General features: G+C 39.7%; 13 protein-coding genes. 4 read left to right on the forward strand and 9 right to left on the reverse strand.

Translation table 11 applies throughout. The features are described from left to right. Positions 1–243: 243 nt before the first annotated feature. Together ACFIMU_RS02310 and rpmB are read right to left on the reverse strand one after the other, a co-directional pair. Positions 244–927 carry a VUT family protein gene (locus tag ACFIMU_RS02310; protein ID WP_375696791.1) on the reverse strand — a complete coding sequence of 228 codons (684 nt, stop codon included), beginning with the start codon at positions 925–927 and terminating at the stop codon, positions 244–246. A 77-nt stretch (positions 928–1004) separates the two neighbouring features. Beyond that, the gene (gene rpmB / locus ACFIMU_RS02315; protein ID WP_375606026.1) at positions 1005–1322 is read right to left on the reverse strand and encodes a 50S ribosomal protein L28; all 318 of its coding nucleotides are present in this window, start codon (positions 1320–1322) and stop codon (positions 1005–1007) included. Positions 1323–1598: 276 nt separating this feature from the next. Between rpmB and ACFIMU_RS02320 the strand changes: the two genes are divergently transcribed. The 3 genes from ACFIMU_RS02320 to ACFIMU_RS02330 all read left to right on the forward strand — a co-directional run bounded on the left by ACFIMU_RS02320 (position 1599) and on the right by ACFIMU_RS02330 (position 5125). Next, positions 1599–2387: an SURF1 family protein gene (locus tag ACFIMU_RS02320; RefSeq protein ID WP_375614365.1), complete on the forward strand. Its 789-nt coding sequence runs from the start codon at positions 1599–1601 to the stop codon at positions 2385–2387. Between the two features lie 619 nt (positions 2388–3006). After that, entirely contained in the window at positions 3007–4626 is a 1620-nt protein-coding gene (gene purH, locus ACFIMU_RS02325; RefSeq protein WP_375606028.1) for a bifunctional phosphoribosylaminoimidazolecarboxamide formyltransferase/IMP cyclohydrolase, read from the forward strand. 346 nt (positions 4627–4972) lie between these two features. Continuing rightward, entirely contained in the window at positions 4973–5125 is a 153-nt protein-coding gene (locus ACFIMU_RS02330) for a DUF1127 domain-containing protein (RefSeq protein ID WP_273790070.1), read from the forward strand. A gap of 926 nt (positions 5126–6051) precedes the next feature. Here ACFIMU_RS02330 and ACFIMU_RS02335 read toward each other — a convergent pair. The 3 genes from ACFIMU_RS02335 to htpX form a co-directional block, all read right to left on the reverse strand. Then, the gene (locus ACFIMU_RS02335) at positions 6052–7797 is read right to left on the reverse strand and encodes a heparinase II/III family protein (protein ID WP_375606029.1); all 1746 of its coding nucleotides are present in this window, start codon (positions 7795–7797) and stop codon (positions 6052–6054) included. A 64-nt stretch (positions 7798–7861) separates the two neighbouring features. Further along, the gene (locus ACFIMU_RS02340) at positions 7862–9226 is read right to left on the reverse strand and encodes an RsmB/NOP family class I SAM-dependent RNA methyltransferase (protein WP_375696792.1); all 1365 of its coding nucleotides are present in this window, start codon (positions 9224–9226) and stop codon (positions 7862–7864) included. Positions 9227–9273: 47 nt separating this feature from the next. Next, positions 9274–10320 carry a zinc metalloprotease HtpX gene (htpX, locus tag ACFIMU_RS02345; RefSeq protein ID WP_375696793.1) on the reverse strand — a complete coding sequence of 349 codons (1047 nt, stop codon included), beginning with the start codon at positions 10318–10320 and terminating at the stop codon, positions 9274–9276. An 83-nt stretch (positions 10321–10403) separates the two neighbouring features. Between htpX and ACFIMU_RS02350 the strand changes: the two genes are divergently transcribed. After that, positions 10404–10619, forward strand: a complete 216-nt coding sequence (locus ACFIMU_RS02350) for a DUF1674 domain-containing protein (RefSeq protein WP_375606032.1) — start codon at positions 10404–10406, stop codon at positions 10617–10619. 135 nt (positions 10620–10754) lie between these two features. Here ACFIMU_RS02350 and rpsP read toward each other — a convergent pair whose 3' ends face one another. From rpsP to ACFIMU_RS02370, 4 genes are all read right to left on the reverse strand, one after another. Further along, positions 10755–11129 carry a 30S ribosomal protein S16 gene (gene rpsP / locus ACFIMU_RS02355; protein ID WP_375606033.1) on the reverse strand — a complete coding sequence of 125 codons (375 nt, stop codon included), beginning with the start codon at positions 11127–11129 and terminating at the stop codon, positions 10755–10757. 16 nt (positions 11130–11145) lie between these two features. After that, positions 11146–11475, reverse strand: coding sequence for a chorismate mutase (locus tag ACFIMU_RS02360; RefSeq protein ID WP_375696821.1), 330 nt, complete (start codon positions 11473–11475; stop codon positions 11146–11148). A gap of 24 nt (positions 11476–11499) precedes the next feature. Next, the gene (ffh, locus tag ACFIMU_RS02365; protein ID WP_375687321.1) at positions 11500–13068 is read right to left on the reverse strand and encodes a signal recognition particle protein; all 1569 of its coding nucleotides are present in this window, start codon (positions 13066–13068) and stop codon (positions 11500–11502) included. A 230-nt stretch (positions 13069–13298) separates the two neighbouring features. Next, positions 13299–13955, reverse strand: a complete 657-nt coding sequence (locus ACFIMU_RS02370) for a carbonic anhydrase (protein ID WP_375606034.1) — start codon at positions 13953–13955, stop codon at positions 13299–13301. Positions 13956–14066 lie beyond the last annotated feature (111 nt).

Here is a 14066-nt window from a genome sequence, read left to right on the forward strand (position 1 = left end):
GCCTTTATAGGAGCTTTACTATCTGTTTTTAATACTGATAAGATGTTTTTATCTCAAATCATCTCATATTGAATCAGCCAAAACCATTTCCTTACACTTCATAAGCATAGATGATGTATAAATAAACACCATTTGAGAAATGATCAAAATACCTCTTATGAATTGAATCCTCTCCAATGCTGCCCTTATAAAACATAGAGCACTATTGTCTTTCCTTTAGCCAAAACAAAAAGACAAAGACTATTATTTGTTACAAACAAAAGAGGAAGCATCCTTTGAATACCCTCGATAAAGAGGAAGCTTTATAATGTTAAGAATTGTCCCATAAGGAATCAACATCAACAGGCTCATAACAATTTTTACCGAAAAATCACCAAAAGCAAGTGAGAGCCAAACTGGCATGCCTATCCCTCCCAAAACAGTACTCTCCACTAGAGAACTATCAGCATAGCCTGTTATCCTATCAAGAACGGCAAAAAAGCTAGAAAAAGCAAGAGAAAAAAACAGCACTGTATCCAAAGCCGAACCAACCAATGCTGCTGCTAAAGGCGCTTTCCACCATGTTTTACGTCGCAACGGAGTAAAAACAATAATATCAAGGAGTTGCCCAAATAAAAATGCTAGACTAGAGGCAATTGCAAGCCGTGGGGTCGCCAATACCCAAGAAACAAAGACACCCGCAAAAAAACCAGCATAAACCACACGCCGCGCAGCAGATGGACCATAAAAACGATTGGTCAAATCATTAATCAGAAAAGCAAATGGATAGGTAAAAGCCCCATAAGTCAACAGCTCATTCAAATCAAACCAATAGACAGGATATTGAACTAAAATATTAGAAGCCGTGACAGCAAGGCACATTGCAAAAATAGAAAAAACAACATACCTTTTTCTTTGCTGTTCTAATAAAAGACCGCTTGAAGACATTTTTTTTAACCTGGGGTATGGAACCAATAAAACAGAGCGATCAAAAAGAAAAAAGCCAAAAACAATAACGCTGAAAATTACGCTGCTTGCTCAGCTTTTTTTTCACCTTCTTGCTCAGATTTCTTCTTAATGATTTGGCGTTTTAACAAACGCGCACGTTGTGACAACTCTTTATCGTCTGCTTTCATTAAAAAAACATCAAGACCACCGCGGTGCTCAACAGAACGCAACGCACTTGCAGAAATGCGCAAGCGATAACTTTGCTGTAACACTTCTGAAATCAATGTCACATTGCAAAGATTTGGTAAAAAACGACGCCGAGTCTTATTATTTGCATGGCTAACATTATTACCATACAGAACCGTCTTCCCTGTCAATTCACATGCACGAGACATAAACTTCACCCTTAAAACTCTAAGAAACTTTCAAATCCCTATACCCAAAGGATAGAATGAACGTAAAGCACGCACAACACTACCTCGAACGGGCACCATTGGGAAGTTTCTTTCTAATAGGGGGTCGACAACAAAAGGTCAAGTCTTTTATAAAACCTTTTTCATCTCTTATGGGAGCATTTTTCATCTTTTTCTGCAATAAGGCGTACAAAATGTTTTTTTAAAGTCACACCATGTTAGAATGAAAGCTTATTGTCCTGAAAGGAAATATAAATCATGAGTAAACAAGAGTCCCCCATGACAAAGCTTCAAGAAAATCCTAACCGTTTTTCTTCTTTTTTGTTTGGAACTTTATGTATTTGTTTTTTTCTTCTCTTCAGTGCATTAGGTATATGGCAAGTACAACGGTTAAACTGGAAAACAAATCTTATCACCAGTACCAATCAGCGCATTCATTTGCCCCCCATAAAAGCCCCCCCCAAAAATCAATGGGCAGATGTTACTTTTGAAAAATATGAATATCAACCTGTTGTTATCACGGGAAAATTTTTAACAGATAAAAATATTTTGGTCACGGCTACCGCTCAAAATACTACGGGATATTGGGTTTTGACTCCTTTACAAACCACTAATGACAATGCATTGACCTTTATCAACCGTGGTTTTATCCCCATGGATGAACGTAACAATTTTCAAAACTCAGAGCAATTGGATACAAATGCCTCATCTCAGCAACATTCTACCACGGACACAGAACAAACAACGATCATAGGTTTATTACGCATGAGTGAAAAAAATGGATTTTTTCCACGCAAAAATAATCCTGACAAAAATTTATGGTATACGCGCGATCTCCCCGCTATGGCACAAAAACTTGGTTTGTCCACTGTTGCCCCTTATTTCATTGATGCCGGAAAAAAAACAACCCCACAAGCAAACCTTCCCATTGCTGGTCTTACGATTATCCATTTTCGAAATAATCATCTCGTTTATGCAATCACGTGGTTTATTTTAGCTGCTGGTGTGTTAGGAGGTTTTCTTTTTCTGCTACGGCAAAAAAACTAAAAAAATACCTCTTCCATCTCAAGTAACAAAAATTTTTAGAATCTTGAAAACTGATAAAGAGAATAAAAGCTACCAACTTGCGCCTTTGTTAAATTAAAGATCATAGGCATACAATGAACTTTATACCATCCACAAAAGATTTACGCCACACTCTTAAAAAGAATTGTCATAACGCTTTTGAAAAACATAAAGTCAAATTTAAAAATAATAGGAAAGATAGTCACCCATTTTTGCCTTTATAATTTTATATTCTTGCTTCATTAGATTATTTCCCATTTCAGAGATTACTCCAATTGATATATGCAATACTTTCGCCTTCATCTAGTATAAAGGCTAATATAGCAGAGAACATACGGATGCATTTTTGTTTCAAAACTGCTATGAAGGTGAGATGTTGAGTTATAAGCAACAAAAAAACATTTAATGTCTCAATGAGACTTTTATACCTATCATCACACCTCAAATGAGAGGTTTTTACAGAATAATAGAAAAAGGTGAGTCATCCTATATTCTAAAAAGACAGTTTATCCTTTCAATGTATTTTGCTAAAGGCTTATGCTATAAACGTATAAGCTTGTTTTACTAGAATTTTAACTCTTTCATTTTTAAGGCTGCTGTTATGGGTGTTGTTGCCAAAAATTTTCCCATACCTGATCTTCATCAGGTTCGTCGTGTTCTCTTTTCTGTGTCTGATAAAACGGGTGTGGTTGCTTTTGCACAAGCTCTTAACGCTACTTACAATGTTGAATTGATTTCAACAGGAGGAACAGCCAAAACCCTCATAGCGGCTGGTTTACCCGTAAAAGATGTTGCTGAAGTTACCGGATTTCCTGAAATAATGGATGGGCGTGTTAAAACACTCCACCCTTTGATTCATGGTGCTTTGTTAGGGGTAAGAGAAGACCCTAGCCATAAAGATGCTATGGAAAAGAACAACATTCATGGAATTGATCTTTTAGTTGTGAATCTTTATCCTTTTGAAGAGACAGCCCAATCCGGCGCCGACAATCAAACAATTCTTGAAAATATTGATATCGGCGGACCGGCAATGATTCGCGCAGCGGCAAAAAATTATGCTTATACCGGTGTTGTAACAGCGATAAACGACTATGATTCGATTCTAGCTGAATTAAAGCAGCATAATGGATGTTTAAGCTTATCTATGCGTCATCAGCTAGCAATGCGCGCTTATGCACACACCGCTGCTTATGATACGGCAATAGCATCGTGGTTTGCACGGGATTTAGAAATTGAAACTCCATCGTGGCAGAGTTTTTCTGGTCATCTTGAAAGTGTTATGCGCTATGGAGAAAATCCACATCAACAGGCAGCATTTTATCGCAATAATGAAAAACGTTTTGGTATTGCAACAGCAAAACTTTTACAAGGCAAAGCGCTCTCTTATAACAACCTGAATGATACAGATGCAGCCTTTGAACTTGTGGCAGAGTTTGATCCGCAAAAAACCGCTGCTGTCGCTCTTATTAAACATGCCAATCCTTGTGGTGTTGCGGAAGGAGAAAATTTGAAAGAAGCTTATTTGAAAGCTCTTATGTGTGATAATGTATCGGCATTTGGTGGAATTGTTGCTTTAAATCAGCCCCTTGATGAAGAATGTGCTGAAGAGATTGTTAAAATTTTTACAGAAGTGATTATTGCTCCTGATGCCACAATGGCGGCACGTGAAATTATTGCCAAGAAAAAAAATCTTCGTTTGCTTATTACAGGTGGAGTTCCTGATCCACGTTGTGGAGGACTTCTTGCTAAAACATTAGCGGGAGGCATTTTAGTGCAATCACGTGATAACGTGGTAGTCGATGATCTTAAATTGCAAGTAGTGACAAAGCGGACCCCAACTCAAGATGAAATGCGTGATCTTCAATTTGCTTTTCGTGTAGCAAAGCACGTTAAATCGAATGCTATTGTGTACGCGAAAAATAGTGCAACAGTTGGAATTGGAGCTGGACAAATGAGCCGCATCGATTCAGCCAAAATTGCTGCAAGTAAAGCAGCAGAAAGTGCGCAAAGAGCAGGCTTAACAGAAACTCTCACAAAAGGATCTGTTGTTGCATCAGATGCATTTTTTCCTTTTGCAGATGGTTTATTAGCAGCAGCTGAAGCAGGGGCAACAGCAGTTATTCAACCAGGAGGCTCCATGCGTGATGAAGAAGTTATCGCCGCTGCTGATGCACAGGGGTTAGCGATGGTTTTTACAGGAACACGTCACTTCCGCCATTAATAATTTTGCTGCTTTTCTTTTCGTATGAAACAAAGGTTTCAAGGACTTTTTCATAATTATCGTATGACTATTGATAACTGTTGAAATGGAAGCAGTTATTCAATCCAAAGAATCTACACGTGAAGAAGTTTATCACCGCAGAAAATGCACATAATTTAGCCATTGGTTAGGGATAAGATGTTCTTGTTGATATTTTTAATGGTTACCCTTTCGCATGAGGAAAATGTTAAAGGGATATTATCTTGTATGTAGATGCATACCTGCTATGATATTATAACACAACTCTTTTTAGTAATATACTCTATTCTTAAACTAAAGAGTGTAATGAAAAGTTTGAGTAGAGGATATGAATATTCTACGTTTTTATAGTAATTGGCGCCGTTATCGTCGAACCGTTAATGCGTTAAGTCGTCTTTCAACATATGAACTCAGCGATCTTGGAATTTGTCGAGGTGATATTGATTCAATTGCACGACGTTATTCGCGTAAATCTTTATGAAAGTTGTTTGAGATATTTGAGAGAATGCTTTGCTATGAAAAAGCATGCATTTTGTGGTTTGTTATTATGACTTCATTTTTAGTATAGTAACAAAGAGCAGAAGAGTTGTTTTTCTTGGCCATTGCTGTGTATCATTTCTCGAATTTTCGGTGCTTCTGTGATATACAACTTTTGATTTATAATAATAATTTAGCGTTATTCATATTAAATGAGAACCCCGAACACCGTAAGATTCTTCCATTTCAAATTTATGTATGTTGAATCAACCAAAACCATTCGCCTGCACGTTACAAGCGGGGGGAGCTGTATGGATAAAAGCTCTTAAGAGAAGGCTAAAAATGCCTCTTATGAACCATCTCTAGTGCCAAGAGCTTGTTACAAACATTGGACACTGATCAATAGTGTGATAGTGCTGAGCTGCTCCTTCATAAGCGTAAAGATGGGGGTGCTTAATGGATTTACCGTTATACCTATCACGGGCATCGTCGCAAAATAGGCTTGGAAGCGTTAAGGGATTTTTCTTTAAAATAAGTCCGTGAACATACAATACAATAGCGCTCTGTTTTTCGTGAAGAGCGTAATCCTATTAATGCAACTCTCTCAGAGAGAAATATTGATCCCAACAGCACACTTAAGAACTTATTGAAGATAAGCAACGGCTTAATTTTCTCTCCATATCTTTAAAGGATCAAAATCCTTAACTAGTACTCATCTGTCAACAATGGTCTTTCAAAAATCTTTTTTTCTGAAGCCAATCCCTTTTAGCATCACCTCATGAAACTCTATGAGCAAACCTTGCCTAAAAACATCCAACCCATACTCCAAAAAAATGCTTCGTGTATAAAATTGATATGATCTTCAAATTTTGAGAATATTACTACAATAAACAATAATGTTTTGCGACACACAAGATAAAACGCAATATACTATGGGTTGGAACAATGTTCTAATTTTTTATCAAACGCTTTACGGATAAAACGCCAACGAACTTTTTCCTGAAATGCAGGACGAAAATATAAAACAATCTGTTGTGTCCGTTGTGGACCTGTTAATTCTGCAAAATCAATCGAATCTTCAAGACAAATATCTGCGTCAGGCGATATAAAATACCATACTTGTTCGCTCTTCACGTTCTCGTTCTTTACGGCTAAACACACACGTTTGCCATCGTAGTTAACTTCAACTTGTGGATGAAGATGAAACCGAACAGCAACATGATTTTGTTCATTTTGCACACTCTTGTGTCTCTTTCCCCCTTTATTTGGCATAAAAAATCGATCAAAACCTTCGATCGTATCTCCATTTGTCGCCAAAATAAGACCACGCTCATGAATAAGATTAAAGGGTCTCACATAACCATTATGACTCGCAATAAAACCCGTCTTCTCTGAATCCTCTATACGGCATACTTGAACATCTGTTGGTCCATCAAACAAAAATGGCGCGCCATTTTTATTTTTATAATAAAAAGCACCCACTGAACAATCATTAAGCGTAGCTGTTGAATGTGCTGCAGTAACACGCCCTAAATGTCGATAATCTTCCCTCCCATCAGGATTAATACCGGTATTGATAATAAAACGGTGCCCTTGTGAAGACATTTCAAAAGACAAACATCCCGAACAAGCCTGCTGTGCTACAGAGCGGGGTGGAAACTTTCCTGTATCTGCAAGCACTGTTGTTTGATTGGCTTTTAAGCGCTGAAATCCTGAATAACGGGCATAACTAAAAGGATTCCCTCCTGTTTCATCAAGCTCCAAAAGTGATGATAAACGTTCCGACACAAGGGGACCAACCCCATTAAAATGGGCCAACGTTTGATCCTCATGGATAAAGAATCGTAAAGCTGGCAACATACGCTCAACAGAATCAATCAAAATACGAGGTGCCGTTTCATTGCTACGCATAAAAAGATGCCGTAACGACAATAAATCCGATAACAAATTCAGCAAAATAACAGGACTACGGGAAATATGCCCACCATCAACTAGGATTTGACGGGAAAGCTCCTCTATAAGCGTCGTTTGTACCTTTTTTTTCACTGCCACAGAAACAGGCAAAGCAAGAGAGGCGAATGTCAAAGCCACTGCTGCTTGTAAACGTTGATCATTGTGCTCCATACTACAAATTGTCACGCGCAAATAACGAAATTGCAAACCAAGTGCACGTAAAAAGCGTTTTTCAAACCGCTCACTTGCGCCTTCTAACAACATTTTCGAATGACAAATCCATGAAATCAAGCGCCGCGCCACAACAGGACCACTCCAAGCAAGCCCTTTTACCTTCTTGCCAGTATGATCAAACCAATCTTCTAAAAGAGAGCGTGCATGTGCAGAAGCTAAATTACTTTCTGCTACCTCCATATGGCGCAACCAATGAAAATCATGTAGAGCCGCTTCCCATTCTAGCGTTGGTGGAACCAATGAAAACGGCGAAACAGCACCAGAATGAACAATGTGACCAGCAAAAGCAAAACGACCATGATAAAATTCATGCGCCATCATTGGATCAGCTACATGCAAATCCATGGGATGCGCTAAAATTTTATGAGGACGAAACCCTGAAAACCGCCAACGAAACAATGGTCCAACCCATAAACGCCGCATAACATTCTGTATCGTATCGATACAGTCTGCCACTTTTACCTGAGTAGCTTTTACCGCAACCGCCAAAATTTCATCTCCATTTATGCTGAATCAAATACAATTTCGACCATTTTTGTAAATGAAGCGTTAATTAAGCAATTTTTCGTAAGCGCGCAGCAAAAAAACCATCCATTCCTAAAAATACGGTTTTCTCAGCATCAAAATTTTTATGACAAAAATCCGCAGGCGTTGTCCGTAACATCCCCCCACAAAGCAAATGTTCCAATGCTCCCATTTCCTCTGGATAAATAGGGTCTAAAACAATGTCATTGCGTATCGATAAAATTTTCTCAATAAGATCTTCACCTTCTTCTCTTGCCAATGAACAATTGGAAAAAACAATACGTCCCCCTTCCTTTACCAAAGAAATTGCTGCGACAAGCAAATCATATTGCAACGCCGCTAACTTGACGATATCATCTCTCGATTTCGTCCATAAAATATCTGGATGACGACGGATTGTTCCTGTAGAAGAACAAGGGGCATCAAGAAGAACTGCATCAAAAAGCTGTGTGGGATGGAAGTTTTTCACATCGCCCTGCCAAATGTGAGCTGAAAAATGAAGCCGTTCCATATTTTCTTTTAAACGCTTGACGCGGTTAGCAGAAAGCTCAATTGCAGTCACCTCTGCCTCCTGCAAAGCCAATTGTGCTGTTTTTCCCCCAGGGCTCGCACAAAGATCAGCAACGCGTTTACCCCGAATACTCCCAAATAAACAAGCAGGCAAGGCTGCAGCAAAATCTTGAACCCACCAAGACCCTTCACGATAGCCAGGTAAATCAGAAACAGAACACTCCAAACGATTCAATCGAACAGAACCATTGGGCAACGCAACACCGCCAAGTCTTTCAGCCCATCCAACGCTATCAGATTTCACTGTCAAATCGAGAGGGGGTTCCATACTTTGAATTGCTATAATCTGATGTGCCTTTTCTGTTCCATAAGCTGACACTAAAAGCTGTCCAAACCACGCTGGAACACCTTCAATGGTAGGAACTTGTTGGCGTAAAAGCTCTGCCTCACGCGCAACATTGCGCAAAAGAGCATTCACAACTCCTGAAAAACGATGCATACGAGGATCAAGTTTTGCCACACGTACAGCTAAATCAATAGCCGCATGATCAGGAATATCAAGATAAAGAATTTGTGCGACACTGATATGCAAAAGATGCTGAAGTGAAAGTGCTTGTGAAGGCAAAGGACGTACCAAAAAGCGTGAGAAAGCCGCTATAATCTGCCCTCGATGACGTAATGAAGCTATCAAAATAGCCCGACACAACAAACGATCTCGTTGTGAAAGTTTTAAATAGTGTGGATGTCCGTGTTCATTATCCGTCAAACCAGAAAGAGGCGTACACTTATCAACCACCGCCCCTAAAAGGCGCACACACACCTGCCGAACAGCTAATCCTGGAACATTTTTTTCAGACACATGCCCCGCTTTTTTGTGTTTCAAAACACCACCTTTATATTACTGCTTCCTTAAAAACTCCCTCAATAACTCTATGAACGAGATCTTTTTGAATTTTCATAACGAAGCCAAGAAGGACGTTTTGTAACACGCTGAAAAGAAATGTTTTCTTGCTCATCTAATGCATGAGCCTGACCACTATGAAAATCTCCATAGTTCATCCCGCTGCTTTTTTCATGTATAGCGTCTTCTTTATTCCAGCCCACACTTTTGGCAAGAGCCCCTTTCATCTCTTCTGCTTGCCGATAAAGAGCAGCAATACGATTTGCAGTTGCTGGATGTGTCGAAAAAAGACTATCGGCTCCCTCACCGCTCAAAGGATTAATAATAAACAGATGCGCGGTTGCTGGATTATGCTCTGCTTCTTCATTATATACCCCACGTCCCCCATCAGCAATCTTACGCAATGCGGAAGCCAACCATAAAGGATTACCACATATTTCAGCCCCTCTCCGATCCGCAGCATATTCCCGTGTACGGCTAATCGCCATTTGCACCAGCATCGCTGCAAAAGGAGCCACGAGCAAGGCAATAAATCCTCCAATTGCCCCAGCGCCATGAGAATCTTCTGAAGAGTTGCGCGGTCCTCCCATAAAGAAAGCAAAATTACCAAGCATTGAAATGGCTCCTGCAATCGTTGCGGTTAGAGTCATTGTTAATGTATCACGATGCTCAATATGTGCGAGCTCATGCGCCATAACGCCGGCAATTTCCTCCGAATTCAACCGCTTTAACAATCCAGTACTTGCAGCAACAGCTGCATTTTGCGGATTACGTCCCGTTGCAAAAGCGTTTGGCTGTGGATTCTCAATAACATAAACTTTTGGTTGAGGAAGAGAAGCTCTTTGCGCTAAATCACTTACAATTTTATAGTAAACCGGCGCAGAATGCTGATCAACTTCACGCGCCCCGTACATGCGTAAAACGATTTTATCTGAATTCCAATAAGAAAAAAAGTTTAAACCACTTGCCATCAAAAGAGCAATGACCATGCCACCACCCCCTCCAACAAGATAACCAACTCCCATAAAGAGAGCAGTTAAAAAAGCCAAAAGCATAGCTGTACGCATTATATTCATTACTCAAAAAACTCCATGATAAAAGTCAATCAATACTATATGATGGTGTTTTCTTTCTGCTTCTTCAATGGAATAGGTGTAAAATGAATAAAAAAGATGAGAAAACAAGCAAAAAAAATGCAACTGTCATTAAACAGCAATCTCTTTCTCCCGCAGCACAACGCGCCCTTAAAGAAGCTGAAGAAAGACGAAAACGCGCAACAAAAAAAGAACAACCTCTAGAAAACGGCGGACGCGGTGGCAAGGACCCTTCCCGCTATGGAGACTGGGAAATTAAAGGCCGCGCCATTGATTTTTAAAACCATTGATTAAAAAAACCAGTGCGGATTTAAACAAGCAGCTTTTTAAAGAAAATCCGTTTTTGATAGACAAAAACGGATAATATTTATTTTTCTAAAGCTTTTAAAAACACGTTGATTAAACAATCATGCTTCTTATGCTGTAGCAGATTCTGCTTCAGCCGCTGCCTCTGCTTCTTCTGCCGCTTGCTTTGCTGCTGCTATACGTTCTTGTGCTTTTTTACCCGGTTCACCTTTATGTGGATTATTACGAGTTGGACGCTTTTTCAAGCCAGCTGCATCTAAAAACCGTAAAACGCGATCTGTTGGTTGAGCCCCTTGCCCAAGCCAATATTGGATACGTTCTTCATTAAGTTTCACCCTCGGTCCATCTTTAGGCAACATTGGATCCCATGCACCAACACGTTCAAGAAACCGCCCATCGCGCGGACTACGAACATCTGCAACGACGATATGATAATAAGGACGTTTTTTTGAACCTCCACGGGACAAACGAATTTTCAATGCCATATTTTATCTCCTATTGTCAGCTCTGGCTTTCGTTTAAATTGACTTTTTTTGTTTTTTGCTCTTCAGCAATCACTTCATGATGACTCACAACTTCTTTAAGAATAAATTTTAAAAATCTTTCAGCAAAATCAGGATCAAGATGACTATCTATAGCCAATTGCCGCAAACGCGCTACTTGATGTTTCTCCCGTAAAGGATCTACTTTAGGCAAATCATAACGCGCTTTTAAGCGCCCAACAGCTTTCGTACAACGAAAACGCTCTGCTAAGATATGAATCAAAGTTGCATCAAAATTATCAATAGATGCTCGTAAATGTGCCAATTCGTTTAATACTGTTTCCTGCATCATATTCCTTTCCCTCTTTACATCTTATTTTTTCTTAGGATGCTGAGGAAATTTTCCCCTATCGGCAATGCTATTGGAAAGACCAGGAAATATAGGCCCACGCTTGGGAAGTCCAGGCAAAATCTTCCCTCCATCATTATTTTCAATCTGCTTTTGAAGCGTTGAGAATTGCTTCAAATCCATTCCCGATAAATCAGGTATAACTGGAGAATCTCCACTCAAATTCCCCTTGCCTCCAAAACCCATTTTGGAACCAAGGCCTCCCAACATTTTTCCCATCAAACCACTTTTTCCTTTACCACCCATGGCTTTCATCATATCAGCCATTTGGCGATACATCTTCAAAAGTTTATTAATATCAGCCGCTGTCGTACCAGACCCCTTAGCAATTCGTTGTTTGCGGCTATGTTTTAAAAGCTCTGGATTCGCCCGCTCTTTCGGTGTCATAGATGAAATAATGGCCAATTGACGATCAAACAAACGATCATCAAACCCCGCAGCCGCAATCTGCTCTTTGACCTTCCCCATTCCCGGCAACATGCCCATAATACCGCCCATTCCACCCAGTTTTTTCATTTTCTGCAACTGTTCTGCAAGATCATTCAGATCAAATTTTCCGGCTTGCATTTTTTTTGCAAAAGCAGCAGCTTTCTCGTGATCCATTGTTTCTGCCGCTTTTTCAACCAAAGAAACAATATCCCCCATTCCGAGAATACGATCAGCAATACGACTGGGATGAAATTCTTCTAAAGCATCTATTTTTTCACCAGTTCCAATTGCTTTAATTGGTTTACCTGTAACAGCACGCATAGAAAGAGCAGCGCCACCACGCCCATCACTATCCATCCGTGTTAAAATAATCCCCGTAATCCCTACACGCTCATCAAAAGAACGAGCAAGATGAACAGCATCTTGCCCCGTCAAACTATCAGCCACCAACATAATCTCATGAGGAAGGGAACATGCTTTAATTTCAGCCAATTCGAGCATCAAAGCTTCATCAATATGATTACGTCCTGCTGTGTCAAGAATAAGCACGTCATAACCACCCAATTTAGCAGCTTGCACAGCACGTAATGCAATATCAACTGGCAGCTGACCCGCAATAATAGGCAAGCTTGCAAGTTTTGCCTGTTCTCCCAATTGGCGCAATTGCTCCTGTGCAGCGGGACGGCGTGTATCTAATGACGCCATGAGAACTTTTTTATTGTGCTTATCAGTAAAACGTTTTGCAAGCTTTGCTGTTGTGGTTGTTTTTCCCGAACCTTGCAAACCAGTCATCATGATAACAACAGGAGCTGGTGCATTTAAATCACTCAGAACACTTTCATTTCCAAGAATATGAACCAATTCATCATGAACAATTTTAACCACCATTTGGCCTGGTTTAATTGATTTAACGATTTGGGCCCCAACAGCTTTTTCCCGAACTCTATCGGTAAAAGAGCGCACAACATCAAGAGCAACATCAGCTTCCAATAAAGCGCGACGAATTTCACGCAGCGCCTCTACAACATCCTGATCCGATAAAGCGCCACGTCCCGTCAAATGAGACAGGATAGAACCAAGTCGCTCTTGCAAGGATTCAAACATCATTTACCTCATTGTTGCATAACAAACAAACCAAAATAGCATCCGAGAACGCATCGCGCCGTCGGATGTTGACCTCTGAGATCTCTTTATACCCTTAAACCGGGGTCTCAGTCGGTGGCTCCAAGTTAATTTTGTCACTGAAAGCTTGCTCCTTCAAACAATAAAACCCCAGCTTTGTCAAGTTTTATCATAAAATGTCTTTTTATACGAAGAAATAAAAACAACAAATACTATACTTCAAAACTTTCAACTTCAACACGCATAAAACAACCTGTTTCCTGTTCCATGCTCCATAATTTTCCGCTAGAGATATCAAACCAAACCCCATGCAATGTCAAAAAACCTTGATCTTTGCGAAGCTTTATCCATGGAAACGTCTCTAAATTTCTCAACGAATGACGAATAGAAAGCTGCTCTAATGCCGTCTGTTTTTCTGGCCACGACAGCGACTTATTATTCAAAACAATTTCTGCGGCTGGTGCTAAAAGACTGATCCATTGACCGATAAAATCATTTGATAATAAAGATTTATATGTCTCATTAAGAGCAGTACGAATACCTCCACAATGGGCATGACCAAAAACGACAATATGTCTCACCTCAAGCAATTGCACAGCATATTCAAGAGCTGCTGATGTTGCGTGATATTGGTCATCAGGAGAAAAAGGAGGAACCACATTCGCCACGTTGCGCAGGGTGAAAATTTCCCCTGGCTTAGCATCAAAAATCATTTCTGGTACTGCACGCGAATCACAACAAGCAATGACCAAAACTTCAGGTTTTTGCCCCTCAATCACCAATTGCTGATAATCTGCTATTTTATATAAAAAATGATTGTTTATAAAGTTTTGGTAACCACTTAAAAGTCTTTCTGGTAAATGCGCCATTCTTTTTTTACTTTTGCTTCTTTTTTTACTTTCATTTTGTATATTTTAAAAAACAAACTATTAACATACAAAAATACTAAAAATGCCTTTTCCTTGAAGAAAAATATTTCT

It is taken from the genome of Bartonella sp. AC70YNML (genome assembly GCF_042196545.1).
In the GTDB taxonomy this organism is placed as follows: domain Bacteria; phylum Pseudomonadota; class Alphaproteobacteria; order Rhizobiales; family Rhizobiaceae; genus Bartonella.